At 46.5% G+C, this 26,892-nt stretch carries 24 protein-coding genes; 22 read left to right on the top strand and 2 right to left on the bottom strand.

Going from position 1 to position 26,892, the window contains the following annotated elements:
• Positions 1–15: 15 nt before the first annotated feature.
• The 4 genes from IEW26_RS09780 (at position 16) to IEW26_RS09765 (ending at position 3,984) form a co-directional block, all read left to right on the top strand.
• Positions 16–651, top strand: a complete 636-nt coding sequence (locus IEW26_RS09780) for a GNAT family N-acetyltransferase (protein WP_188592229.1) — start codon at positions 16–18, stop codon at positions 649–651.
• 113 nt (positions 652–764) lie between these two features.
• Positions 765–1,370 (top strand): pentapeptide repeat-containing protein, encoded by a 606-nt coding sequence (locus IEW26_RS09775; RefSeq protein ID WP_188592422.1) that lies wholly within the window; start codon positions 765–767, stop codon positions 1,368–1,370.
• Between the two features lie 403 nt (positions 1,371–1,773).
• Entirely contained in the window at positions 1,774–3,252 is a 1,479-nt protein-coding gene (gene abc-f, locus IEW26_RS09770; protein ID WP_188592228.1) for a ribosomal protection-like ABC-F family protein, read from the top strand.
• A 165-nt stretch (positions 3,253–3,417) separates the two neighbouring features.
• Positions 3,418–3,984, top strand: coding sequence for a TetR/AcrR family transcriptional regulator (locus tag IEW26_RS09765; RefSeq protein WP_188592227.1), 567 nt, complete (start codon positions 3,418–3,420; stop codon positions 3,982–3,984).
• 83 nt (positions 3,985–4,067) lie between these two features.
• On the opposite strand, the gene dapA is transcribed toward IEW26_RS09765, so the two are convergent.
• Positions 4,068–4,937, bottom strand: coding sequence for a 4-hydroxy-tetrahydrodipicolinate synthase (gene dapA / locus IEW26_RS09760; protein WP_145402433.1), 870 nt, complete (start codon positions 4,935–4,937; stop codon positions 4,068–4,070).
• Positions 4,938–5,061: 124 nt separating this feature from the next.
• On the opposite strand from dapA, the gene IEW26_RS09755 reads away from it, so the two are divergent.
• The 6 genes from IEW26_RS09755 (at position 5,062) to IEW26_RS09730 (ending at position 11,911) form a co-directional block, all read left to right on the top strand.
• Positions 5,062–5,970, top strand: a complete 909-nt coding sequence (locus IEW26_RS09755) for a LysR family transcriptional regulator (protein ID WP_145402432.1) — start codon at positions 5,062–5,064, stop codon at positions 5,968–5,970.
• 323 nt (positions 5,971–6,293) lie between these two features.
• Positions 6,294–7,448 carry a glycosyltransferase family 2 protein gene (locus tag IEW26_RS09750; protein WP_188592226.1) on the top strand — a complete coding sequence of 385 codons (1,155 nt, stop codon included), beginning with the start codon at positions 6,294–6,296 and terminating at the stop codon, positions 7,446–7,448.
• Positions 7,449–7,496: 48 nt separating this feature from the next.
• The gene (locus IEW26_RS09745) at positions 7,497–8,783 is read left to right on the top strand and encodes an aminotransferase class III-fold pyridoxal phosphate-dependent enzyme (protein ID WP_188592225.1); all 1,287 of its coding nucleotides are present in this window, start codon (positions 7,497–7,499) and stop codon (positions 8,781–8,783) included.
• 44 nt (positions 8,784–8,827) lie between these two features.
• Entirely contained in the window at positions 8,828–9,859 is a 1,032-nt protein-coding gene (locus IEW26_RS09740; RefSeq protein WP_145402429.1) for a zinc-dependent alcohol dehydrogenase, read from the top strand.
• Positions 9,860–9,991: 132 nt separating this feature from the next.
• Positions 9,992–11,236, top strand: coding sequence for an MFS transporter (locus tag IEW26_RS09735; protein ID WP_188592224.1), 1,245 nt, complete (start codon positions 9,992–9,994; stop codon positions 11,234–11,236).
• Positions 11,237–11,317: 81 nt separating this feature from the next.
• Positions 11,318–11,911: a DUF1349 domain-containing protein gene (locus IEW26_RS09730; protein WP_188592223.1), complete on the top strand. Its 594-nt coding sequence runs from the start codon at positions 11,318–11,320 to the stop codon at positions 11,909–11,911.
• A 24-nt stretch (positions 11,912–11,935) separates the two neighbouring features.
• Here the strand turns inward: IEW26_RS09730 and IEW26_RS09725 are convergent, their stop codons facing one another.
• Complete coding sequence (locus IEW26_RS09725; protein WP_145402427.1) at positions 11,936–12,751, bottom strand: AraC family transcriptional regulator; 816 nt, start codon at positions 12,749–12,751, stop codon at positions 11,936–11,938.
• 285 nt (positions 12,752–13,036) lie between these two features.
• Between IEW26_RS09725 and IEW26_RS09720 the strand changes: the two genes are divergently transcribed.
• The 12 genes from IEW26_RS09720 to IEW26_RS09665 all read left to right on the top strand — a co-directional run bounded on the left by IEW26_RS09720 (position 13,037) and on the right by IEW26_RS09665 (position 26,847).
• Positions 13,037–14,164, top strand: a complete 1,128-nt coding sequence (locus IEW26_RS09720) for an NAD(P)/FAD-dependent oxidoreductase (protein ID WP_188592421.1) — start codon at positions 13,037–13,039, stop codon at positions 14,162–14,164.
• Between the two features lie 32 nt (positions 14,165–14,196).
• Positions 14,197–14,487 carry a hypothetical protein gene (locus IEW26_RS09715; RefSeq protein ID WP_188592222.1) on the top strand — a complete coding sequence of 97 codons (291 nt, stop codon included), beginning with the start codon at positions 14,197–14,199 and terminating at the stop codon, positions 14,485–14,487.
• Between the two features lie 33 nt (positions 14,488–14,520).
• Positions 14,521–15,063, top strand: coding sequence for a GNAT family N-acetyltransferase (locus IEW26_RS09710; protein WP_188592221.1), 543 nt, complete (start codon positions 14,521–14,523; stop codon positions 15,061–15,063).
• Positions 15,064–15,098: 35 nt separating this feature from the next.
• Complete coding sequence (locus IEW26_RS09705; protein ID WP_188592220.1) at positions 15,099–15,776, top strand: response regulator transcription factor; 678 nt, start codon at positions 15,099–15,101, stop codon at positions 15,774–15,776.
• Complete coding sequence (locus IEW26_RS09700) at positions 15,769–17,139, top strand: ATP-binding protein (protein WP_188592219.1); 1,371 nt, start codon at positions 15,769–15,771, stop codon at positions 17,137–17,139. The genes IEW26_RS09705 and IEW26_RS09700 overlap by 8 nt, the downstream gene beginning before the upstream one ends.
• A gap of 216 nt (positions 17,140–17,355) precedes the next feature.
• Entirely contained in the window at positions 17,356–19,500 is a 2,145-nt protein-coding gene (locus tag IEW26_RS09695) for a serine hydrolase domain-containing protein (RefSeq protein WP_373288447.1), read from the top strand.
• 220 nt (positions 19,501–19,720) lie between these two features.
• On the top strand, positions 19,721–21,439 hold the full coding sequence (locus tag IEW26_RS09690) for an ABC transporter ATP-binding protein (RefSeq protein ID WP_188592218.1): 1,719 nt from the start codon (positions 19,721–19,723) through the stop codon (positions 21,437–21,439).
• Between the two features lie 185 nt (positions 21,440–21,624).
• Positions 21,625–22,086, top strand: coding sequence for a MarR family winged helix-turn-helix transcriptional regulator (locus IEW26_RS09685; RefSeq protein ID WP_167434042.1), 462 nt, complete (start codon positions 21,625–21,627; stop codon positions 22,084–22,086).
• A complete protein-coding gene (locus tag IEW26_RS09680) occupies positions 22,083–23,174 on the top strand; it encodes a threonine aldolase family protein (RefSeq protein ID WP_188592217.1) in 1,092 nt (363 codons plus the stop codon). Before IEW26_RS09685 ends, IEW26_RS09680 begins: the two co-directional genes overlap by 4 nt.
• 670 nt (positions 23,175–23,844) lie before the next feature.
• Positions 23,845–24,564, top strand: a complete 720-nt coding sequence (locus IEW26_RS09675) for a class I SAM-dependent methyltransferase (protein ID WP_188592216.1) — start codon at positions 23,845–23,847, stop codon at positions 24,562–24,564.
• A gap of 24 nt (positions 24,565–24,588) precedes the next feature.
• Complete coding sequence (locus tag IEW26_RS09670; RefSeq protein ID WP_145402418.1) at positions 24,589–25,218, top strand: pentapeptide repeat-containing protein; 630 nt, start codon at positions 24,589–24,591, stop codon at positions 25,216–25,218.
• A gap of 105 nt (positions 25,219–25,323) precedes the next feature.
• Complete coding sequence (locus tag IEW26_RS09665) at positions 25,324–26,847, top strand: DEAD/DEAH box helicase (RefSeq protein WP_188592215.1); 1,524 nt, start codon at positions 25,324–25,326, stop codon at positions 26,845–26,847.
• Positions 26,848–26,892 lie beyond the last annotated feature (45 nt).

Raw genomic sequence — 26,892 nt, 5'->3', positions numbered from 1 at the left:
ACAGGAGTGAGAGCTATGAGCAAAACCAATATTGTAAAAGCAAACCCGCAAACCGCCATTTTGAAAGCAAGCCCAGAGTCAGAAGTTGGAGGTAAATTAACTGAAATGGCTCTTGATTATATGAAATTTTCCTTGGCCGGATCAAGAGAGCCTGCTGTCATTAATAGAACATTTCAGAAGCTGTGGAAGGCTCGGAATAATCGCTTCAGTCACGAGCATGCATATGAAGCTGTGCGGGACGGCACAACACTGGGCATGATTATGTGTTATCCGACAACTCTAATGAACAAGCTGGCGATGCCTACGTTCTCTCAGCTGTTTGATCTGCACAAATGGGAGCTGATTGCTTACAACCTGCGTCACTTCAAAGAGTTCTATACCATGGTTACATTGAAAGAAGGGGAGCAAGACGAGTATCATATCGGTACAATTGCTACCCTGCCAGAGAGCAGGGGACTTGGGGTAGGCACGGAGTTAATCCGGCATGCGGAGAAGCAGGCGAAGCTGCAAGGTTTTGCGAAATCTTCATTAACCGTCAAAAAGGAAAACGCTGGTGCAATCAAGCTGTATGAACGTCTTGGATACCAGAAGGTTGGAGAAATCAACAAACCAGCCGTATCGATGTACCGAATGTCAAAAGTGCTTGTGTAAACGTAATGCACTTGACATCCATATGGTATAGTAGTTGAAGTGATCCATGAAAGGCATGTGACTTTAAAGCAGGCTGCATGGAACTTCAACACGATATCAAACGGGGTGTGAAAATGTATCAATACAAGGATCAGGAGTATGAAGCAGTGCATTTTGAAGGACGTGATCTGCGATATGGCGAGCTGATTAACTGCGTGTTTAAACGATGTACGTTCATGAATGCTTCGATGGAAGAGGTCGAAACGAGCAATTGCCGTTTTATCGAATGTGATTTTAAGGGTGCGTCTATGAATGGATCATTGCATACGGAGTCTGCATTTGAGAATTGTATGTTTGGCGGTGCAAACCTGTTTGCTTCCAAATTTATGGCTTGTAAAATGACCGGATCGGACTTCTCCGGTGCGCAGATGGACGGCATTACCCTAACGAAAGGCGACTGGTCTTATACGAATCTGAGACATACCCGGCTTGGGAAGCAGGATTTGCGTGGCATACGTTTCTTTGAAGCTGATCTGAGCGAGAGTGATCTGACCAAAGCCGATCTGCGTGATTGTGATCTCACAAGAGTGTCCATGAGCAAGGTGAAGCTGAAGGGTGCTGATCTGCGTGGTGCTATTCTGGATGGAATAGATCTGAAATCTCTGGATTGGAAAGGGGTACGCATGGATCGCGAACAGGCGGTTCTTCTTGCACGCTCTTATGGTGCTAAAGTAGATTAGCCGCGTTGGCTTAGTAGACTTGTTCATAGGCTTTCAAATTTTGCTTTAAGATGAGTATGAATATTTGACAGGACGTCAATGAGCTACGCAGGAAGCCGTTTAGCTTATGTTGACCCGTTATTGTCATTCATGTTAAGTTTTTGATATTCCATGTGTGCTTGAAGAAAGGGGTGGGAAAAGTGTTGACTGAACTAGAGGTTGTGGATGTTGTTGTGAACCTGTCACTGAACACCAATCATGGCATGGTTCACAACATAAGCAAACAGAATCCGGACACAACAAACACTTCTAAATGAGGCTTTTTGCGTTGTCCTGATTATGTTCAAATATGAAAGTGATGCAAGCCATGTCAGGTTATACTGCCCGACTAACTTTTATATTTCACATAAAAAGGATGATCTCTATGTCTATAATCAGCGTTACCAACCTGACCTTTGCTTATGAAGGCAGTTACGATAATATATTTGAACATGTAAGTTTCCAGCTTGACTCGGATTGGAAATTAGGGTTTACCGGAAGGAACGGTCGAGGAAAAACGACATTTCTGAATTTGCTGCTGGGAAAATATGAATACAGCGGCCATATTTCCGCCAATGTCAGCTTTGAATATTTTCCGTTCCATGTGGATGACAAGGGAGCCATGACAATGGATATCGTGGCCGAGATTGTTCCCGATGTTGTTCAATGGCAACTGATAAGGGAGCTGAGTCTGCTCCAGCTGTCTGATGATGTGCTTTACCGCTCTTTCGATTCGCTATCGAATGGAGAACAAACCAAGGTGATGCTGGCTGCGTTGTTCCTGAAGGATAACCGGTTTTTGCTCATTGATGAGCCCACCAACCATCTGGATTTGCATGCGAGAAAGCTGGTCGGTGAGTATCTCCGCAGCAAAAGTGGATTTATACTGGTATCTCACGATCGCTCCTTTCTGGATCACTGCGTAGATCACATCCTGTCCATCAACAAGACAAACATTGAGATTCAGAAAGGCAATTTCTCGGCTTGGTGGGAAAACAAAAGAAGGCAGGATCAGTATGAGCTCGCAAGCAATGAAAAGCTGATCAAGGATATCAAGCGTCTGTCGGACTCGGCCAAACGGACCGGGAAATGGTCAGATGAGGTTGAGAAAAGCAAAAATGGAACCCGAAATTCCGGGTCCAAGGTGGACAAAGGCTACATTGGTCACAAGGCTGCCAAGATGATGAAGCGTTCCAAAAATATTGAGCAGAGGCAGCAGTCCGCCATTCAGGAGAAATCCAGGCTCCTTAAAAATATTGAAACCGCCGATCGTTTACAAATTCACCCGCTGCCTTACCACAAAAATGAGCTGGTCGAGTGCGATCATGTCTCGATTTTTTACGGCTCCAATGTTGTATGCAAGGATGTGAATTTCAGAGTCGAAAAAGGCGATCGAATTGCCCTTTGCGGTGCAAATGGGTCAGGCAAATCAAGTCTGCTCAAATTAATCTGTGATGAGGATATTCCACATACAGGAGTCGCTCGCAAGGACCAGCAGCTTAAAATTTCGTATGTGTCACAGGACACATCCAATCTCGGCGGCCAATTGTCTGACTATGCTGCCAGCCAGGGGATCGATGAGAGTCTGTTCAGAGCAATTTTGAGTAAGCTGGACTTATCGAGACTGCAATTGGAGAAGGATATCTCGACCTTCAGTGCTGGACAAAAAAAGAAAGTACTTTTGGCCAAAAGCTTGAGTGAGCAGGCTCATTTGTACATTTGGGATGAACCGCTGAATTATATCGACGTCATTTCACGTATGCAAATCGAGGAATTGTTGCTGGAATACGCACCAACACTGCTATTTGTCGAGCACGACAGCGAGTTCTGCGCAAATATAGCGACCAAAGTGATCGAACTGTAAAAAAGCACGAGATGGGAATCTTCAATTTTAAGGAGCCGCCTGCGGGCGGCTTTTTCCTTTTAAATCAAATATGGAAGAGACAAATTGCAGTTCGTGATTGGTTTTGTGGAAAAGTATGTTATGTTAAATGATATGTAAAACACTTGAACAGAGGTGCCGTTCGCGATGAAAAAAGAGAAGTTAACATTCAAGCAAAACCGGATGTTTACCATATTGGATGAAGCAACCAAGCTGCTCATTGTAAAGCCGAATGCGTCCATGAACGACATAGCTGAAGCGGCGAGCATCGGCATTGCAACATTACATAGATATGTCGAGAGCCGTGAGCAGCTCATGATTCATCTCGCGATGAGAGCGATAGAGGTTGTTAACGAAACGCTGCAGTATGTCCAACTGGACGAGGATCGGGCTGACCAATACATCCCCGAGCTGATTGAAGCATTGATTCCTCTTGGTGATAAAATATATTTTCTGGCGCATGATGCAACCGTTAACTCTAACGCTGATATTGAAGAGGCATATTTGAAGCTGAGAGAACCGGTGCTGCATGCTATCGGCGTGCTTCAGGAGAAAGGTTTTTTCCGTTCGGATATGGATAAAACGTGGATTGTTGAAGTGCTCTATTCTGTGCTCTTTCTGACTTGGCAGCAAGTGATCAGCGGGAATATCGCCAGAAACGCAGCGCCTGCTCTTGTAGTCGATACGTTGTATCATGGTTTTGTTGCGAAATAAATAAAAGCCACGGCAGAAGCTGTGGCTTATTTTGTGTCTGAATCTATAGAAGTTGCCGAATGGTATAGGCGTGACCGTGTGGATTACAGTGCAATCTTTGCTTTCAGCTGTTCCGATGCGGGCATCAAAGGCAGACGCAGCTGAGCAGAGGCGATAATGCCCTGTTTGGCAAGCAGGTGCTTCAGCATGGCTGGCGCAGGCTCCTCGAAGAGATGTTTAATGAACGGAAGCAACTGAACATAGAGACGGTAGGCTTCTTCCTTTTCACCTGCTGCAAAGCGGTTATATACCTCCAGAAAACGCTCAGGGTTGATGCTGGCCGATGCCATCATGCCGCCGGCTGCACCTTTCGTTAACATATCGTAGAAGAAGGTATCATCTCCACACAAAATGGGCTTTGAGCCGCAACGTACCAGTTCTGTCATGAGGTCGAGGTTATTTGTGCTATCTTTAAGGCCAATAACGCCATCGATGTTCATAATTTTTTTCATCATCTCGATGGAAACTCTAACCCCTGTACGGGCCGGGATTTCATATACCATCACGGGGATGCCCACGCTGGCTGCCATGCGGAAATGCTCGTAAATGCCCTCTTCCGTTGGTCTGTTATAGTATGGAGTAACGACAAGAACTGCGTCAGCGCCGAGTGCTGCAGCTTTCTTTGTTCTCGCCACCGTTGAAGCGGTATCATTGGTGCCAGTTCCAACCATTATGGGTACGGACGAGTTGATGCTGCTCAGTGTTTCCTTCGCGGCCTTCACCAGTTGCTCTACCTCGTCCCATGTAACGGTAGGTGATTCTCCAGTTGTGCCGTTGATTACCAAGCCATGGATACCGCTGTTTGCCATAACTTTGATGTAGTTTTGAAATGAAGGAAGATCGAGTTCGCGATCCTCGGTAAAAGGCGTGATGACAGGGATATAAATACCTTTAATCTGTTGTTCGGTTAACATCGTATAACCCCCAAATGTATGTTGGAATTCCATTTCATTCACTTTACCATGGGAAAAGGTATCATAGTTAGCTATAATAGATGATGGGTGTTATCAATAATTTTGATGATGTGAGGGAAGCCGTATGGATTTGAATTATTTTCAAACCTTTCGTGAGGTGGCATTACGCCAAAGCTTTACCAAAGCAGCAGAAGAGCTGGGGTATGCACAATCAAGTGTCACAACCCAGATTCAGAAGCTGGAGAAAATTTATCAGGTCAAATTGTTTGAACGTTATAATAACAATAAAATCAGACTGACCTCCGCTGGAGAAGAGTTATTCAAGCTGTCCGGGCAGCTGCTCGAAATATATGAACATTCACAGGAAAAGCTGACCAAGCAAGGGGGCGGATCACTAACCATTGCTACGATGGATTCACTTGCTTCCTATTTTCTGCCGGTGCCGATCCAGACGACACGCAAACAATATCCCGAGCTGGGAATCCGGCTGCAGACGGATCGCGAAGACCTCATTTTGCAAAAAGTAAGAGAAGGAGAAGCAGACGTAGGTCTGATTCTGGCGAACGCTTCACCGGAAACGGGCTTGCAATGGATCACCATTCGGGAGGAACCACTGGTGCTTATCGTTAACTCGGACCATCCGCTTGCGGCTAAGTCCAAGGTAGTATTGAGTGATCTGGCTGATGAGGAGTGGATCATGCCCGAGGATTCATGCAATTACAGACAGTTGCTGGAGAAGGTGCTGAGAACGAATGGAATTGCATACAAAGTGGGTCTTGAGCTTGGAAGCCCTGAGGCGATCAAACGCAGTATTATGGCGGGCTCAGGCATTTCTCTGCTGCCGCAGATGATTGCACGGGACGAAATTCGCAGACAGGAATTAACCGTTCTGCCTTTGGAGCATACCGAATTTACACTGGAGATTCAGCTTGTCATTCATACGCGTAAATGGATCTCTCATGCATTACATCAATTCATTACGAACCTGGGAGCGAAAGAATCGGAATGGTTGACCGCGAGAGCGGGGAATTAAGAAGCGAACATACGTTATTTCATAGAGCACTTTTTGATGTATCTTCCGTTCGGGTATGCGGGAGAAGGCATCAGAGGTGCTTTTTTGCATTAACCAAAATTCAGATATTTAATTGACCGGATTCAGATATTAACAGTGTTCAGAATTTGAGATTTTAATTTGCTAAAAAAAGATATAAATTTCTATTGTATTCATAATTAATCCAAAATAATACAAAAAAGAGCGAGGGAGGTCGATAGCAGGAAGATCACTATATCGCAGCACTTGTTCAGGTTCCATTGTTATTTTGTTGTACTTACACCAACATAATCTGGAGGGATTACATGCTTTATACGATTATTGTACCCGTTAATCAGGACTATAACATTTTGAACCTGTTCACCGATTCACTGCTTCGGACTGTATGTCCGTCAACTCAGATTATCTTCATCAATGACGGTTCCGGTTCGGCTGTCTTTCAGCATCTGGACAAGCTCAAACAGGAGGTCAGAGAGGGAGTAACGATCGAGATTCTTCAACATGATTTTCCACTTGGCTGTGCCGTATCTATTAACAGCGCGTTGAGTCTTGCTGAGGGAGAGTATATATTTTTCCTGGATTCCGACACCATTCTGCAGCCCGATTGGCAATCGATGATGAAAGAAACGCTGGACACGGATGTGACCATCGGCATGATTGGAGGGGTTCTGTTATATCCACAGACCGGGGGCGTGCAGCATTGTGGAATTGCTTTTGCGGATACGATCGGACGACACTTGTTCCTTAATGCATCTCCTGAAGATATCCCAAAAGAGACCTTCTCTGTGCAGCTCGTAGTGTTTGCCATGTTTGGCATGAAACGAGAAGTGTATGAGACGATTGGCAACCTTGATGAGAAGTTTTTTAACGGGTACGAAGATTTTGATTATCAGATGCGGGCCAGAGAAGCAGGGTATGATACCGTCATCAATCCTAAAATTCAGGCATATCACTGGGAACGCAGCAGCGGCATTCATCGCAATTTTAACCGCAAAAACAATCTGGCACGATTCTGGAAAAAGTGGGGAAGCCACATTGAGGCTGATGTATGGCCCTTTATGTTCAGCCATCTGAAGGTGCAGCTCGATAAACAGCGCGATTATGCGCATCTTCCCATGGTTGGCATAGACCTTGCAGAGGTGCGCAGTGATGCAGATACCTTCTGGACCCAGCTTGAAGAGGCTCAGATTGCACCCATTGCCGAGATACGGGACTACTCCAACCGATTCAACTCGAACGGAGCCATTTGGCTGCCGCAAGTGTTAGGCAAGGAATTGATTCATAGCGAAAATCGGCTGCTGTTCCTGGTGGACAATTTCGCCCGTTTGCTGGAGAACCGTTACTGGATGGAGATGAGACATGCTCATCGGGCCAAGGATTTAATTATTGATCTGTATGGTAACGTGATCACGATGGATCGGATCTACGATGGCTGCTGGCCTGGTTCCAAAGTTCGATAAGACACTATTTGCAGTTGACCAAACTCGCGATATGGGAGGTGCTTCAAAGTGAATAATAAAATGAGTACGCTGGACCGTGCCACGAGATTCACGCGGAATCTGGAGTGGCTGGAACAGGTCGAAAAGGTTATACCGAGCGGCTGCAGTACATTAGCCAAAGCCCCGGAACGACTATTTCCAGGCCATACACCCGTCTGCTGTGCAGAGGCCTACCATTCCCGCTTTACAGATATTGACGGTAATGAATGGCTGGATTGTGAGATGGCCATGGGAACAGCTCCTTGGGGTCATGCGAGACGTGAAATCCAGCTCACCGTTATTCACCAGCTGAAGAAGGGGACAAGCTTCTCCATTCCTGCAGATATTGAAATGGAATGTGCGGAGTTGATCCTGGAGCGGTTTGAGGGGCGGTATGCATCGCTGCGTTTCACCAAAAGCGGAGCAGATGCAGTAAGTGGGGCGGTCCGTATCGCCCGTGCAGCGAGTGGCAAAAGCAAGGTGATTGCAACGGCTTATCATGGATGGCATGACTGGTCAGCGTACGGTTATTACGGCAGCCAGACGAAGGAACGCGGCATTCCGAAGGATATTGAGCGCTCCACAATCTGGATCAAGAAGCCTGCTTATGAACAGATCAAGGAACAAATTTCATCTCAAGAGGATGTGGCCTGTATCGTTTTGTGTCCGAATGAGTGGAGGCAGGAAGAGCTGGCTGACGTGGTAACGTTATGTTCCTCCAAGGACATCATTATTATTTTTGACGAGGTTACTTCGGGTATACGTATGGGCAAGCAGGCGACTGCCGGCGAATATGGTATCTGGCCGGACTTGCTTTGCATATCCAAAGGCATGGCCAATGGACTTCCGCTTGCAGCTGTATTGGGACCTGAGCACATGATGTCCCTTGCAGGCCAGGTTCGATTCAGCAATGCGCATTCCAGTGAAACGATAGCTCTGGCAGCGGCCATTGCCTGCGAAAGGCTGATGAAAAATACCAAAGTGTGGCCAACCTGGCGCGAACCGGCTACCCGAATCATGAAGCGATTGGAGTCTGAGCTGATACTGCTGGGGCTTACTGATGAGTTAGCTCTGAAGGGAACCTATGCGAGCTTCTATATTCAGTCAATAGACGAGCAAAACTTTCAAACTGACCCGTTCCGTGAATTCATGGTGAAGAAAATGGCCTATTACGGCATTTTTACGAAAGGTTATTTTATTTTTTCTGATACGCATACACGGGAGGAATTGATCTGGGTGGAGGAAGCATTGCTTCAAATATTGTCAGACTGGAAAGAAAAGCAGAAGCAGGAGCATTTGAAACATACCAATGTATGACTAAGAAGCACGTTTATTCATTTATATGATCAGGAGGATAACCTATGAAAGCACTTGTATATCAGGATTTGAAACAGGTCGAATTGCAAGACATTGAGGAGCCTAACATTCAGAACCCCAATCAAGTCAAAGTGAAAATCTACGGATCAGGCATCTGTGGCACGGATCTGAATATTGTCAAAGGTAAAGTGGCTGCTAATAAAGGCACGGTCATCGGTCATGAAGGCGTCGGGACTGTTGTCGAGGTTGGAGAAGATGTACATGGCATTCGCGTCGGCGACCGGGTTCTCGTTGACCCCACGCAATCCTGCGGTCACTGCTCATATTGCAGGGAAGGTTTATTCATCTATTGCGAGAATTTCGACGATTACCAGGTGGGCATGACCACACACGGAACGTTTGCAGAATACTTTGTTGGAGATGAAAAATATATCTATCCGATCCCCGATTCCATGAGCTGGGAAACGGCAATGATGATTGAACCTCTCGGCTGCGTACTGCAAACGTTTATGAAAGCAGGCGTTAAGCCCAGCGATTCTGTGCTTGTGCTTGGTTCAGGGGCGATTGGCTCGCTGTGTCAGCTGGTGAGCAAAAGATTGGCAAGACTCACCGTGGGTACGGAAATCGATCCTTATCGCAAACAATTTGCTGAAGGCGTTGCAGATTATGCTTATTTCCCGGAGGAACTTACCCTTGAGAAAGTATATGAGATCAATAACAATAAAAAATTCGACATCATCGTGGATGCGGTCGGCAACCAGCTTCATGTCGGATTGGAGCTCATCGCTAAAGGCGGCCGTATTATTCCGATGGGGTATGACGACAGCTATGAAGTGACATTCAAATCCACTCAGGTTATTAACGACGGACTTAGCATCATTGGTGCGGTAGCTGTACACTCCATGATCAGTACAGCCTTGAAGTTTGCACAGAGCATTCCAGAACTGGAGCAAATGGTAACCGCTAAAGAGTACTTGACTGATTATGAGCAGGCATTTAATGGAACGATGGGGTATGACCTGCGCAGTGGTGAAAAGCTGCCGATGAACTCGGTGAAAACAGCTCTCATTCTGTAAGCTTGTAGATATTTGCGGGTTCTCCGCTGTGAACAGTGAGTGTATGACATTTTTGTTCAGGGATTTGGTAATGGACATGTACAACTACTGGTCACGGCGGGGAGATTCGCAGAGAGAAAGAAGGGATATGGAGTGAAGCTGCTTCAGGATTTGCCGAGAAATCCGCGGTATTCCATTTTACTTGAGCCAGTATGGGCTATTCCGGGAACGATTGTCCTGTTCTACGCACCATTGTATATGAAAGAGGCCGGTTTGTCCGACATTGAGATTGGCATTATCAATTCGGTGAATCTTTATTTTGCCTTCATTTTTCAGCTGTTCGCAGGGGCTGTGACCAACAAACTGGGGCGTAAACGAACGACACTGATCTTTGACCTGCTCGCCTGGAGTGTACCTATGTTCATCTGGGCGTTTTCACAAAATTTCTGGCTGTTTCTGATTGCATATCTGCTGAATGCAACCTCGAAATTTGTCACCGTGTCTTTCAATTGTCTGATCATCGAGGATGTGGAGGAGCATAAACGATCCAAGGTGTTCGCCATTTTGAATATGATGATTACGGGTGCAGGGGTGCTAACGCCGATTGCTGGTGTTGTTATTGCAGACTTTGGTATTGTACCGACGCTGGCGAGCATTTATTTTGCAGGCGGTCTGTTAATGACGGCTATGTTTCTCATTCGTAACCGCTACACGGAAGAAACCCAGGTTGGTAAGGAACTGATGGGGCTGCATAACAACACCCGCGTATTTCGAAGCCTTGTCGCCAGTCTGCGTCTGTTCGGTCGGTCGTTCTACAAGCGCAGATTGCTGCCTATCATTTTAATTACAGTGCTGTCCAATCTCGTTCTGCAGTTGAATTTTTTTCAGGTGATTTATTTCAAGGAGCAGCTGAGCTTTGATGATCGTGTCATTTCCTTCATTCCCGTAGTAACAGCAATCACTGTGATGTTATTGTATCTGGTTATTATTCCACGTCTGAAGCGGAGATCGGAAGAGAAGTATGTCAGCTTTTCCATTGTGCTCAGCTCTGTGGGTGCCGTTTTATTTCTGCTGATACCCTCCGGTAATATAGCGATGCTGTTTCTCACACTCATTGTGCTTGCAGCGGGCAACTTTATTTTGCAAACGTATCGCGATTCGCTGCTGATGAACAGACTGGGCACGCATGAGAAGGCCGACATGTTTTCGGCTGTACAGACGGTGATGACGTTAACCGCGATTCCTTCCGGGTATCTGACGGGGCTGCTGTACCATTACAATCCATTCTGGCTGTTCAGTGTTATTCTGGGACTGTATCTCGTATTGATGATCATTATGCTGTTTTTACCTGACCCGCAGCAGCGTTCCCAAGTGATCGGGCCTTACAAAAATATGTAGAAGAAGGGCTTTTCTGTATAAAAACCGAATGTATAATACGGATAAAATACAGTAAATCACACATATTTTTGGGAGGTTTGAATGATGAATGTAATGGCAAGTGAAGCAAGAGGGCAGATGACCTGGATCAATGAGCCGCTCAACTGGTCCTATACAGATCAAGGTGGACTGATCGTGGAAGCACAAGCAGACTCCGATTTCTTTCAGGACCCGGCGGGCAAGCATATAAGAGCGACTGCGCCGTTTCTGTCGATGCCTGTATCGGGTGATTTTGAGATGACCGCGCAGCTGACAGTGGATATGAAACATCAATATGATTCCGGCTGCCTGATGGTTATGGTCGATGAACGCAACTGGTGCAAACTGTGTTTTGAATATGACGGTAAAGCACCAACGATCGTTTCCGTTGTTACACGAGATGGGTCGTCGGATGATTGCAACTCGATAGAGGTTCCGGTGTCAGATCCTTACCTGCGTATGCGAAAAGTGGAGGGATGTCTGTCCTTCTTTTACTCTCCCGATGGGGAAGAATGGAAGTTAATTCGTTACTTTGGCATGCCGATGGATGGAGAGCTTCGAGCTGGAGTCGTTGCTCAGTCACCGACCGGCAAGGGCTGCACTTGCCACTTTTTATCCGTAAGCATGACCCAGCCGGATTTGACTGCACGTTTCTGAGTTTGTCTCTTCTACTGAGATTTTCTATCCTTGAAATTGCTTGCGCAGCTCAATGGGGGAAATTCCTTCATATTTTTTAAATACCGAACCGAAATAACTTGCACTGTTAAAACCGACAGCCCTCGCGATATCATGTGCTGTGATATCCTTCTGCTGTACGAGCATTTCCTTGGCCTTCAGCAAGCGATAGCGAACCAGATATTCAAGAGGTGTCATATGAAATTCCTTCTTGAATATCCGGTTCAAATGCTGCTCGGTCACCTTCATCTGCTCAGCCAGTATGGAGAGGGACAGGTCTTGCTGATAGTTCTGTTTGATGAAGGCAACAAGTTCTGCCAGTCGTAAGCGGGCCTCATTTCGTTCAACCTCGCTGTATCGTTCACCGTCAATGGTCAGCCTGACCAGAAGCATATAGAGAAGTGCGGAGCCGTGCCAGATATGGTCCCTATGTCTCGACCTCAGGGCAAGGGTGATTTCACGCAGCAGAATACCGAGCATTCCGTCCAGTTTGAACGCACGAAGCTCACCGATCTGCAAGGAACGCAGAAATCGTGGCACAATGTAGCCATTAAAGGAAAGGCAATCAAATCGTAGCTTGCTGCTTGGATTGTTATAATGATATTTGACTTCCGGGAACATGATAAGGGTCGTTCCTTTTCGAATGGAAAACTCATGGTTCTTTGCTGCGATGCGCCCTGTTCCTCCAATGCACTGTACAATGGTGTAATCCCGTGAACGGTGGCTCCAATCTATTAATTCATTAACGGTCAACCGGTTTTGTCCTGTAATGATTAAGGGCATATCGGATTCCGGCGGATTCTCCATGTTAGGTTGCGACATTGTTGAATTATTCCTCTCTTTGTTAAAAGGTCTTATGCGCAGAGCGTGGATAGAGCAAGAACAGAAGCCTATAATGAACTAAGAAAAATTATATTACATAAATGTAATTATTTTAAATATATAAAACGCTTGGTTTGCTGTGAACTGAAACTGCGCTTAGCGGTGTTTGTCTTGCCAACAGAATGTGAAACAGATACGCTATAAGGAATGAGTTAATCAAGAAAAGGAATTGCTTGTACAAATGAGAAGGGAATGCTTGTACGAAACAAGAAGGGAATGCTTATATTGAAGAAAGTCATCGTGATTGGAGCGGGAATATTAGGGGCCTCCACAGCTTATCATTTGGCAAAAACAGGCGTGGAGGTTCTGCTTATAGATCGGAAAGACGCAGGACAAGCCACGGACGCGGCAGCCGGCATCATCTGCCCATGGTTGTCCCAGCGGCGTAATCAGGATTGGTATCAGCTTGCCAAGGCTGGTGCTCGTTATTACCCTGAGCTTATTGCCGGACTGGAGCTCGAAGGTGAGACGGATACGGGATATGCACAGACAGGTGCTCTCAGCATTCATACCGATATCGACAAGATTCAGAAGATGGCTGAGCGGGCCATGCTCCGAAGGCAGGATGCGCCGGAGATCGGAACGATCACTTGTCTGGGTGAAACAGAAACCCGTGAACGCTTCCCCTTGCTAGGGGAAGGTTATCATTCAGTGTACATTAGCGGAGGAGCCCGGGTTGATGGGAGAGCACTGCGTGATGCGTTGATTCGCTCAGCTCAAAGGCATGGGGCGCGTTTGATCGAAGGAGATGCCCGCCTTGTCTCTGAAGCAGAACGGATAATAGGGGCCAAAGTGAATACGGAAAATTATATAGCAGATTCGGTTGTTGTCTGCACCGGTGCATGGGGCAATGAGCTGATGAAGCCTTTAGGCATTCATTTTAAAGTACACTACCAGAAGGCCCAGATTATGCATTTGCGAACTGCTCGTGAAGCAGATACAGGCGGCTGGCCTGTTATCATGCCTCCTTCAGACCAGTATTTGCTGGCGTTTGAGGCACAAAAAATGGTCATTGGCGCAACACACGAAAACGATGTTGATGGATATGATACTCGAATTACAGCGGGCGGTATGCAGGAGGTACTGAACAAAGGACTTGAGCTTGCACCGGAACTGGCAATTAGTACGCTCGATGAGGTTCGTGTCGGTTTTCGTCCATTTACACCAGGTTTCCTGCCTGTGCTGGGGCATGTTCCGGGGCGGCCTGGTCTGATCACAGCCAATGGACTGGGAGCGTCCGGTTTGACGATGGGTCCATATATCGGCAGTCAGCTGGCAAAATTGGCTATCGGAATGGAGCCGGATATAAATATAGAAGCGTATGATGTGAGCAAAGCGATGGAAATCGAATGAAAAGTTGATGCGATAAAGGGGGAGTCACACCAATGACGTATTCGCAACGCTTATCCGGCGCAGCAAGTCTGTCTGAAATCATGCATTTGGAGCATCAGATTAAAAAAGTAAAAGATAAGCAGGCTGCTGCTGACGAAAGCCTGAAACAATATAAACAACAATGGGCCGAGTACGCAACTAAATTGCAAAAAGGTGAACTGCCGCTAGAGGCCGCAGAAAGACAGGCTTTTCAAGTGAAACTCGAAGCCGCGCAAACGGTGGTTAATACATTGACAGCACAGCTTGACGAATTGGAGATGGCTCTTGAGGAGCTTGGAGATTAAGCAGTTTTTACGCTGGAGGCAGGAGGATTAAGGATGAAATACGAGTCTGAACGAATCTATTTAAGAGCTTGGACGGCAGAAGATGCTTTACTGCTCCAGCATTTTCAGCTTCGCAATCGAGAACAGATCGAAAGCATTACAGCCAATAAACGAGATGAGGCATTTTATAGTTTGGAGGCACAGACCGAGCTGATTCAGGATTGGTTGGAAAGAAGAAAAGCTGGAAAACGGTATTCTTTCGGTATTTTTCTAAATCATACGGATGAACTGGTGGGTGAAATCTCACTGTTTCTTATTGAACTGAATGGCGCAGCAACCTGGGTGGTCGGATATGCAACAGATCGGCTGCACAATGGTCAAGGGTATATGAGCGAAGCGTTGAAGCGTCTGATACAGTTCGCCAAAGAAGAAACGGATATCAGGCAGATTGTGGGTGGTGCTGTGCCCGACAATGCAGGTTCTATCCGGGTTCTTCAGAAAGCAGGCTTTCAGGAAACAGGCTTACATGATGTGTCTATTCAAGGCGTTATGAAAAAACATACAATGCTAACGGTATCGCTGGTGGATGCAGAATAAATACGTACAACACAAGTCAAAGGAGAAAAAAGCATATGGCTACCATATTAGTTGCAGACGATGATGCGAATATTCGAGAGCTTGTCTGTTTGTTTCTTAGAAATGATGGATTCACCACAGTAGAGGCTGTGGACGGCAAACAGGCACTTGATCTCTATCGGCAAGCTCCCGTTGACCTGGTTGTGCTGGATATTATGATGCCGGTGATGGACGGGTGGGCATTGTGTAAGGAATTGAGACGACTGAACGCTGACCTACCATTGCTCATGTTGACGGCAAGAGGTGAGACCTGGGAGAAGGTAAAAGGCTTCGAACTGGGCTCGGATGATTATTTAACGAAACCGTTTGATCCTTTAGAGCTAACGGCACGTGTCAAGGCGCTGCTGAAGCGTTACAAAATTGGCTCCACCCACCTGATTCAGTTCGGGAACGTTACGCTGGACCGGCAGAGCTATAAGGTCATCGTTGGTGAAGAGTCTTTAACCCTGCCGCTCAAGGAATTTGAACTGCTGTACAAACTGGCAGGCACACCGGGACAAGTCTATACGCGAGAGCAATTAATAGATCAAATCTGGGGGCTGGATTATAGTGGTGATGATCGAACGGTGGATGTACATATCAAACGGTTGCGTGAACGATTTGCAGCGATCTCTGATTTTCAGATTGAAACGGTTCGGGGTCTGGGGTATCGCTTAGAGGCTACTCATGATTAAGTCTTTATATATTCGGGTTGTCGTGACTTTTCTGGTTTCTGTAATAGCAGGAACGTTCATTGCTTTTTTCTTATCAACCTGGATTTTTGAAGAGCAGCTTAACGATAATGCCCATATCAACATACGTAACTTTGGTCAGGATGTAATACAGATATACCAAACCCTGCCTCTATCGGAGGCGGATACATTCATCAACAAGATGAAGCAGCTTGATTTGTACTATATTCGCATGTTTGAGCCTTCCGGTCAGCTCCTCACGTTTGGGAAGCATCGAGATCACCAACCGCTTCCAGTGACGGGGGAGCAGATACAACAGGTGATGGAAGGAAAGGTTTTGGAGTTGACACCCAATGGTCTGGGTACGGTGCTGCTGGGATTGCCGATTCAGACTGCGAGCGGGACCCGGGCCATGTTTCTGGAAACCCTGTCGCCGCCCGCTGCTGCTACAGTAATCCAATGGGGGACAATCTTTGCTCTCTCATCTTTAGCTGCCGGAAGTCTGATCATCCTGATTGCTTCTGTATTTCTGGTAAGGCCGATCAAAACGTTGACCCGGGCAACGAAACGTATTGCAGCGGGTGACTTCAATGTGAAGCTGAATATCAAGCAAACAACTGAATTAGGCACGCTCGCGCGCAGCTTTGAAGAGATGATGCAGGATTTGCAGCAACTGGAGCAGATGAGAAGAGAGTTTGTCGCGAACGTCTCACATGAGGTACAATCTCCGCTCACTTCCATTTCAGGATATGCTCAAGCCCTGAAAAATGTAGATTTACCGGAGCAAGATCGAGGACGGTATCTGGACATTATTATTTCAGAAGCCCAACGGTTGTCTAAAATGAGTGATAGCTTGCTCAAGCTTACTATGCTTGAATCACAGTCTCATCAGTTACAACTCGCGACGCGTGACCTGGATGAACAGATCAGGCGGGTGATCGTTGCATTACAGCCTCAGTGGTCAGCTCGAGATATTCATTTTGAGCTGGATTTGCAGAAGGTTCAAGTTCTTGCGGATCATGATCAGTTGAATCAGGTTTGGACAAATATTCTCGGCAATGCGATCAAGTTTTCGAATAACCAGGGGACAATACATGTCAGAATGGAACGAGAACTCCGTTATGTAACGGTGCACATATCAGATCAGGGTATCGGCATTCCGCTGGAGGACCAGAAGCGTATCTTCGAGCGATTCTTCAAGGCGGATCGTTCCCACAGTCGGAAATATGACGGCAGCGGTATGGGACTGGCGATCGTGAAACAGATTGTTTCGTTACATCAAGGGGGCGTCCGGGTGGAAAGCAAGCCCCATCAAGGGACGACGTTTATCATCACTTTGCCCATCCATCCGCCAACGGCAGAATAATTCAACTCAAGGAATGTCTATTTCTAACTTGTAATGACTCTCATCAATGCTGTATTTATGTACAAGCTCGCTTGTATATGAACACAGCATTTTTCATTTTTTGGTCCTGTTCATGTTCTGTTCATATAGACGTCATAAGCAGTACATGTGTATGGGTTAAACTTGCTTTGAGCTCTATGAGCTAGAGGAAGGTCACTTGAAGAGGAGGAGATGTGAATGAACAAACAGGATAAAACCATTCAAGACCAAAAGAGCATGCATAAAAGCATGATCAAGCGAGTCATCAAGAGACGAACTTCAATCGCCGCGTTCAGTCTGGTATTAACCCTATTAACACCATGGACTGTTATGGCTGAATCTTCTAATACAAATAGTAGTGATGATCTAACGTATCAAAAAACGAAGCAAACGGTGATAGAGAAGGCCAAGACTCTTACCGAGACGTACGGCATCACAAGTGTGCAGTATGCACTGATGGATCATGGGGAGATTGTTGTCTCCGGACAGACGGGCAAGAATGATCTGCAAGGGCAAGTTCCCCTTACATCCGATACGATCTATGGCATAGGGTCAACCAGTAAAATGTTTCTTACAGCTTCGGTGATGAAGTTGGTGGATGAAGGCAAGGTGAATCTTGATCTTCCAGTAACAACCTATATTCCGGAATTCAAGATGAAAGATGATCGATATAAGCAAATCACACCACGCATGCTTTTGAACCATTCGGCTGGTCTTCTGGGCACTTCGAGCCACAATGCATCGCTGTATGGAGACAATGATACCTTTGCACATGATACCTTTTTAGAACAATTGACCACACAGAATTTGAAGGCAGAGCCTGGTGCGTATTCCGTTTATACGAACGACGGGTTTACATTAGCTGAAATTTTGGTGGAGCGAGTTAGTGGCATGAATTTTACGGCATTTATACACAAGCACTTTACAGAGCCGCTGAACATGGAGCATACGAAAACACCACAAGATGTGGTTAACCCGGCAGATATGGCAGGAATCTATTCGCCGTTATATGAAGGCCAGCTTCCACATGAGAATTATAATATCATTGCATCAGGCGGCATCTATTCCACGGCTCAAGATCTGGTGAAATTCTCACAAATCTTCACTGGAGAAGTCAAAGACATTTTATCCAGCAAATCGGTGCAGGCCATGGAACAAAAAGAATATAAAAAGGGCATGTGGCCAGAGGACAGCGATGCGTCTATCTCTTACGGATTAGGATGGGATAGCGTGGACTTGTATCCATTCAGTGAATACGGCATCAAGGCGGTTACAAAAGGTGGAGATACGGTATCATACCATTCCTCCCTGGTCGTACTTCCAGAGCACAATCTGGCAGCAGCCGTTACTTCCTCAGGAGGCTCAAGCGCATTGGATCAAACGATAGCAAGCGAACTGTTGCTCAGCGCACTGGAGGCCAAGGACATTATTCAAGAACGCAAGCCGCCAAAAACGTTTGGCTTACCTGTAAAGGCTGATATGCCTGAAGAGTTGCTAAAGTACACAGGAAATTATGGCGGCAATAAACCGGTGAAGAAGATTAAGGTTGACCCGTCTGGACAGCTGTTGATCTCTTCTGCTTCGAATAGTACTTCGGATCAATATATCTACACGTCCGATGGGACATTTGTAAACAAGGAAGGAACACAAAAATTAAAGTTTGTCGAAGAGTCCAACGGTCAAATCTACTTGTGGTCCCGGTCCTATATGTCCATACCCGGGTTAGGCCAGCTCGCTTTCTCGGAATATACGGCGCAAAAACTCGAAAGCAATGAATTGTCGAGCGAGATTCAGGCGGCATGGAATCAGCGCGAGGGAAATACGTACTATTTGCTTAATGAAAAATATACTTCGATGGCTTATCTGCATGCTTCAACAATTATTCCTATGCAGTTCGACAAGGAAGTTCCCGGGTATGTTGGCAGCAGTAAAATCATTGGAGCGAATCGGGCAGTGAACCAAGTCCAGATTCCCGGCCTGGCTGGTCGGGATACAACGGATATCCAGTTTTTTAGTCAAAACGGAATCGAGTATATTACGGTAGCAGGTCCCTTATATGCCAGTGAAGGAATAGTACAATCACTATATAGCGGCAAGCAATCCAGAGTATCGATTCAGTCGGATGGTTATGCGAGATGGTTCTCGGTACCGGCTGCGGTTAGCGGTAAGGTAATGACAGTGAAGATGCCTGAAAGTGGTTCCTTTGCTGTGTATGATCAGAGAGGGGTTTGTATTCATCACACTGTAATCAGTGGAAAGAATGAGGTTGTCTTACCTGAAAACGGGCGTATCGTATTTGCAGGCGAGCCTGCTTCAGTGTTTGAGGTTTCATTGAAAAAATAAAATGTGAACATGATAACGCCAGGTAGTATTGTGCGGCTGTCTATTTTGCTTTGTACTGTTCGATTGAATAATCATACAAAAAGTCTTCTCTATCTTGTGTTGTGGAGAAGGCTTTTTGGTTGTAGATTAATAAGAATGGGTTTACATGTTTTGGAAGACTGTTTAGAATGGTATACACTGTACAAACGAATATGAATGTGGAGAGTGAGCGTGAACAGGAATGATTCGTCGTTTTTTTTCGTATTATCGACCGTATAAAAAGCTGTTTTTAATTGATTTTGGCTGTGCCGTTTTTGCTGGTTTGCTGGAGCTTGCATTTCCGCTTGCTGTCAGTAAATTTATTAACGAGCTGCTGCCTGGGCAGGATTGGCCGCTTATTTTGCTTGCATGTGTTGTGTTGCTAAGTATATATGCGCTGAATTCGGTATTAAATTATGTTGTTACTTACTGGGGGCATATGCTGGGCATTAATATCGAAACGAACATGCGGGAGAAAATGTTTGCGCACCTCCAGAAGCTGTCGTTCCGGTTTTTCGATAATCGCAAAACAGGTCATCTGATTGGTCATATTACCAATGATCTTAACGACATCGGTGAAGTCGCGCACCATGGCCCGGAGGATGTATTCATCGCTGTGATGACACTGATTGGATCATTCTGGCTGATGGCGAATATAAATCTGGAGCTGGCTTTGCTGACGTTTATTATTATTCCAGTTATGGCCTGGGTGATCATCGTATTCGGTGGTCGAATGACCAAAACGTACCGCAGACTTTTCGGTGACGTCGGTAACTTCAATGCACGCATTGAAGACAACGTAGGTGGTATGCGTGTCGTTCAGTCTTTTGCCAATGAAGAGCATGAGAAGAAGCTGTTTGCGGTAGACAACGCCAATTTCCGTCTGACCAAGCTGCTCGCATACAAGACGATGGCCAAAAGCATCTCGGTCAGTTATATGATGATGCGTCTTGTCACCGTGTTTGTGATGATTGCCGGGGCCTGGTTTTACATTGACGGTAAAATTAACATGGGGGATTTCATGGCATTTTTGCTTTTATCCAATATTTTCTTCCGGCCCATCGAGAAGATTAATGCGGTTATTGAGAGCTACCCCAAGGGCATCGCAGGTTTCAAGCGGTATCTGGAAATCATTGATACGGAGCCTGAAATCTCGGATCGTAAAGATGCGGTGGAATTACATGATGTGAAGGGTGATATCCGCTTCGAGAATGTGTCATTTGGCTATGAATCGAGCCGTCGCATCCTGAATCAGATCAGCTTGTCCGTTCGTCCGGGGGAAACGGTTGCTTTTGTCGGGCCCTCCGGTGCAGGCAAAACAACGATCTGCAGCTTGCTGCCGCGCTTCTATGAGGTAGATGAAGGCAGGATCACCGTAGACGGTGTTGATATTCGTGATATCAAGCTGCATTCGTTGCGTAAACAGATCGGCATCGTGCAGCAGGATGTATTTTTGTTCTCGGGTACGATTAAAGAAAATATCGCATACGGTGACCTGACAGCGACAGAGGATCAGATCTGGGATGCGGCTCGCCGCGCTTCACTCGAGGAATTGATTCTGAGCTTGCCTGATGGCATGGATACCATTATCGGGGAACGGGGTGTGAAGTTATCGGGTGGTCAAAAGCAGCGTTTGTCCATTGCCCGTATGTTCCTCAAAAATCCGCCGATTCTCATTCTGGATGAAGCAACCTCTGCCCTTGATACGGAAACGGAAGCGCTCATTCAGCAATCGCTCGCTGAATTGTCTGTTGGCAGAACAACACTTGTGATTGCTCACCGGCTGAGCACAATCAAAAATGCCGATCGCATCATCGTAGTTAATACCGACGGCATCGCTGAACAAGGCAATCATGAGGAGCTGGTGGCTGCTGGCGGAATATATAGTCGTTTGCATCAAGTGCAGCATACTCACTCCTAAGGTGCAGGGGGGTGCATTTTCCCCATTGCCTAATGTTATCGTTGGTTTAATCCTTTAGTCGCACCACACATGGTGCGGCTTTTTTTGCTATTTTATCGGCAAATGATACATAACAATAATGTTGACAATGTCCACAAACCTGATTAGTATAATGTTGACAATGTCCACTAAAAGGGGGCTCCGATATGAACTCTGAGCATATTCCACCGGAAGTTTTAGCTGATATGCGGCGTTTCAACCGTTTCTATACGAATATTCTCGGGGTGCTGGATAAGCACATTCTCGGGACAGGGTATTCTTTTGCTGAGGCACGGGTCATTATCGAGATTGGCATTCGCGGGGAAAGCATTGCTAATAACCTCGTTGACACACTCACCATTGATCGCAGCTACATGAGCCGCATTGTAAATAAATTAACGAAGGAAGGACTGCTGCTCAAGGTGGATTCTGCGGAAGACAGCAGGGTTAGTCTGATTCGTCTGACGGACAAGGGGCAAGAGCTGTACGCTGAACTTAATGCCCGTTCTGATCAGCAGATTGTCAAATTAATGCAAAACCTGAATGAAGAAGAGATTCAAGAGGTATATGCCTCCATGATGAACATCCAAGAGAAGCTGAACAAGAAGGCAGGAGAGACAGTACGATGATACGATTTGAATGTGATTATAACGAAGGTGCACACGAGCGCATTTTGCAGCGATTGATGGAGACAAACATGGAACAGACCAGCGGATACGGGACAGATGCGCATTGTGAGCGAGCTCGCACGCTGATTCGGCAGGCTTGCGGCAATGAGGAGGCAGATGTACATTTTCTCGTAGGGGGTACACAGACAAACACCACGGTGATTGCGTCGATTCTTCGTCCGCATCAAGGAGTTATTGCAGCGGTATCCGGTCATATCGCGGTTCATGAGACGGGAGCGATTGAGGCCACAGGTCACAAGGTGCTGACTGTACCGAGTCCGGATGGCAAAATTACGGCGGCACAGGTGAAGGCGGTCTATGATGCACATGTGCAGGAATCATCACCCGAGCACAGTGTTCAGCCAGGCATGGTCTACATATCTCAACCGACGGAAAATGGTACTATGTACAGCAAGGCTGAGCTTGAGGCTATATATGAGGTGAGCCGGGCATGTGGTCTGCCGTTTTTTATTGATGGAGCGCGATTGGGGTATGCTCTGGCATCCACAGAATGTGATATGACTCTGGCGGATGTAGCCCGCCTGTGTGACGTATTTTATATTGGCGGTACCAAAATTGGCGCGCTGATGGGCGAGGCCGTTGTCATTTTGAACGATGCGCTCAAGCGTGACTTCCGCTATATCATCAAGCAAAAAGGCGGCTTGCTGGCTAAAGGCCGATTGCTTGGCATTCAGTTTGAAACGCTGTTTGAAGACGGATTGTATCTGGAGATTTCGAAACATGCCGTAGATATGGCTGTAAAAATCCATGATACCCTTGAGCAGCACGGTGTGCAGTTTCTGTACAGCTCCCCGACCAATCAGCAGTTCCCGATTTTGCCGGATTCCCTGCTGGAGCAGCTCAGCAATCAGTATACCTTTACGTTCTGGGAAAAGGTTGACGCTTCCCGCAGTGCCGTTCGATTCTGCACAAGCTGGGCTACCCGCGTAGAAAACGTAGATGCTTTGACCAATGATATTATAAGGCTGCTGCATGAAAAACAAACCCAGGATGAAATAGCTGCTAACCGAATAGAGGTGCTTGTGTAGAGTACAGACGTTGGCTAAAGGCTGTGCAGTAGACGGATGGACTGACGGCGCTCCATACCGCAGGATGCTGAGTGAGAATAAGTAGAGCGGCTGGATGTCGCAGGTTGCTGAGTGAGAAGCATGCAGGTTGGCGGATGGTGTTGCTGAGTATGGAGAGTAATGCTGGCCGAATTGCATATGGTGCTAAATGAGAATAAGTGCCGTTAGTAGAATGATGTATGGTGCTCAGTGAGAGTTAGCGCAGTGGTTGGATGCCGTATGTTACAGACTGAGAATAAGTAGAGTAGCCGACGAATGAGGATAAACACTTACTCAAGAGCTCAGCGGTGATATAAAACGAATTGGGCCAATCCCAAGTTAAGTTGCAGTTCAAGCGCTAACGATCACGAGAGACCTTATTTCAGACATTAGTTGAGAAAAAAAATTCTAACGATCTCCAGAAGTCTTATTTCATCGTAAAAAGGCATTTTAGCCTGCAAAACGCTGGTTTTCAGTGAAATAACGTTCCTGGGAATCGTTAGGATTGAAAATGGCCTGATATGACGAAAATAGCGTTTCTGGAGATCGTTAGCGTTTTCCGATGAGAGGTGAAGGTAGTTTGACAACTCTCTTCGAGTGAATTAAGTTATTAAAGACATTTAATATCCTTAATATACGAAGGAGAGAGAGAATGAACACCGAGCAACGTTCCATTTTTGAAAATACACCGATTTTAACAGCTCTTCAGCCAGCTCCGGGCGAAAGCATTCTGGACGTGGGATGCGGGAACGGGGCATTAACAGCCCGGATTGCAGCATCAGGCGCTATCACTACAGGGATTGATCTATCGGAAGAGAGCATCGCCCAAGCTTTGTATAACTATCCTGAGCTTGATTTTCAGACAGCTGACGCTTGTCAGTATCGAACGGAACAGCGCTATGACGCTGTTTTTTCACATGCTGTGCTGCATTGGACGAGTGATGCCTCTGCTGCAATCCAGAGCATGTACGCTGCATTGAAGCAGGGAGGACGTCTGGTCACGGAGTTTGCGGGCAAGGGAAATACGGCGATCATACTTCATGCGGTCCGGGAGGAGCTGCTTGCACGAGGCTACACTTGGGAATCGCGTAATCCGTGGTACCACCCCAGTGTTGGAGAATTTTCAAGCTTGCTGGAGCAGCATGGATTTCGGGTGTTATATATTCAGCATACCGATACACGCAGGCCATTACATCAGGGGGTGCGGAACTGGATAAGCAGCTTTGCCCAATATCTCTTCTACGATATTACAGCGGACGAGCAGGAGTCTATAATGGAGGTTGTCGAAAAGAAAGTAGAACCGCTGCTCTTTCATGAAGGGCATTGGAGCCTGGATATATCCAGATTGCGGGTTATTGCTATCAAAGTGTAATCCATAAGTCCAAAGGAGACGCGCATGAAAATAGAGAAACCCAAGCTGCAGCTGCAGCTGCTTGAAGCTGAACCGATCTATTCTTTGGACTCGAAAACAGAGTACAAGAACAAGCTGATTGAGAACGTTACGCTGGACATGCTTGAAGCGAGCAAGGTGTCTTTTGAAAATGTAGTGTTCCGGCATGTAACTATTTTCGAGTCCTCGCTGGAGCAATGTGAATTTACGGATGTACGATTTGAGCACTGTGACTTTTCCAATGTGAAGCTGCAGAACTCGTTTATGCATCGAACGGAGTGGCAGAACTGCAAACTGGTGGGAACGGACTTTACCAGCAGCCGCTGGCAGAATGTACGTGTTGCACAGAGTATAGGAGACTACAGCAATTTTCGCTTTGCACATCTCAAACAGGTTGAATACACGGACTGCAGCTTGATTGGAGCAGACTTCGCCTATTTGAAATTACAGAAAATCGCCATTGCAGCATGTAAGCTGGATCAGGTTGCGTTCACCGGAACAGCGATGAAGGGCCTGGATCTGAGTGACAGTGAATTCGACGCGCTTGTGCTGACAATGCAGGATTTGGCCGGCTGTGCTATTGCTCCTCATCAAGCGGCGACCTTCGCCGGATTAATGGGACTTATTATCAAATGAACGTGCGGACGTATACAGAACCTGTTTTTAATGTTATCCTTAACTGTTACGTGTGACATAAAGACTTGTTTTTATGTATAGATGTGCGTAAATGAAGGAGATAACATGACATTTCAGGAATTAAACATCATCCCTCCGATTCTGGAAGGGTTAAAAAAAGCAAATTACAGCAAGCCCACTCCCATTCAGGAGCAATCCATACCTGCTGTGCTTGCAGGTAGAGACTTGCTTGGTTGTGCCCAGACGGGTACAGGCAAGACGGCTGCATTTTCGGTGCCGATTATACAACTTCTAACCGAAGCAAACCAAGTGAAACAAGGCAGTTCTGCGAATAAAAAGGCAAAGTCAGCGCGTGCGATTCGTTCACTTATTTTGTCGCCGACTCGTGAGCTTGCCATTCAAATATCCGATAATATTAAAGTGTACAGCAGATATACCGACATTCGTTCTACTGCAATCGTGGGCGGAGTATCTCAGAGAGTACAGGAGCGCGCATTGCAGCAGGGAGCGGATATCGTCATTGCTACACCCGGCCGTTTGATGGACCTTGTGAACCAGAAGCAGATTGATCTGAGCATGGTGGAAATTCTCGTACTGGATGAAGCGGATCGTATGCTCGATATGGGCTTTATCCATGATGTGAAACGCATTATTGCGAAGATGCCGAACAAGAAACAAACGCTGTTTTTCTCGGCTACGATGCCGCCAGAGATTGTTAAAATGGTGCAGACTTTGCTGGTCAACCCGGTGAAAGTAGAGATTACCCCGGTATCTTCCACCGTGGATCGTATTCAACAATCTGTATATTTGCTGGAGAAGGGCAAGAAGCAGAGCATGCTCAATCTTATTTTGCGGGATCAAACGATTGCATCTGCACTGGTGTTTACGCGTACGAAACGCGGAGCAGACCGGGTTACTCGCGATTTGGCTAAGGTGAACGTCACCGCACAGGCCATTCATGGCAACAAGTCGCAGAATGAACGCCAGCGGGCATTAAACAATTTCAAAAGCGGAGTCACCCGTGTATTAGTCGCTACGGACATTGCGGCGAGAGGCATTGATGTGGAGGAGCTGACACATGTCATCAACTTCAATCTGCCTAACATTCCAGAAACATATGTTCACCGTATTGGACGGACGGGCCGTGCGGGGAAGAGCGGAATGGCGATTTCATTCTGTGAACAGGAAGAGCTTCCTTTCCTGAAAGATATCGAGAAAGTGATCAAAAAATCCATTCCCGAGGTCAAGGATCATCCTTATCCGATGAACAACATGCCTGTGTTTGCACAACAGCTGAGCTCGACGAAACAGGCATCCAGAACGTCTGGCGGCAGGTCCGGGTCTCATCGTTCCGCTGCTGACAGACCGGGTAATTCCAAGACGAATCCGGCACGCAAGCCGAAGTCTGAGTGGTTTACGAAACGGGATAAAGGGACATCTGGCAGCGGTAAATCAGGAGAACGTCATTCGAGTAGTTCACGCCCGGCACGCAGCGAGCAGTCTCATGCCAAAGGTGGTCCTTCATCTGGAGCAGCAGCTCGTAAAGCAGAGAGCAGCCAATCAAACAGCCGATCTTCGGCTCAGGGCCAGCAGCGCCGTGCCAAAACGCATAGCAACCAGGCCAACTAGGGCGTGTCTGAAAACGCTGAAGGAACACGCTCTAGCTGATATAAC

Origin of the sequence: Paenibacillus silvae (assembly GCF_014639235.1) — a bacterium.
In the GTDB taxonomy this organism is placed as follows: Bacteria; Bacillota; Bacilli; order Paenibacillales; family Paenibacillaceae; genus Paenibacillus; species Paenibacillus silvae.
The sequence above is the reverse complement of the archived record's forward strand: the minus strand, read 5'-3'. Positions and strand labels throughout refer to the sequence as shown.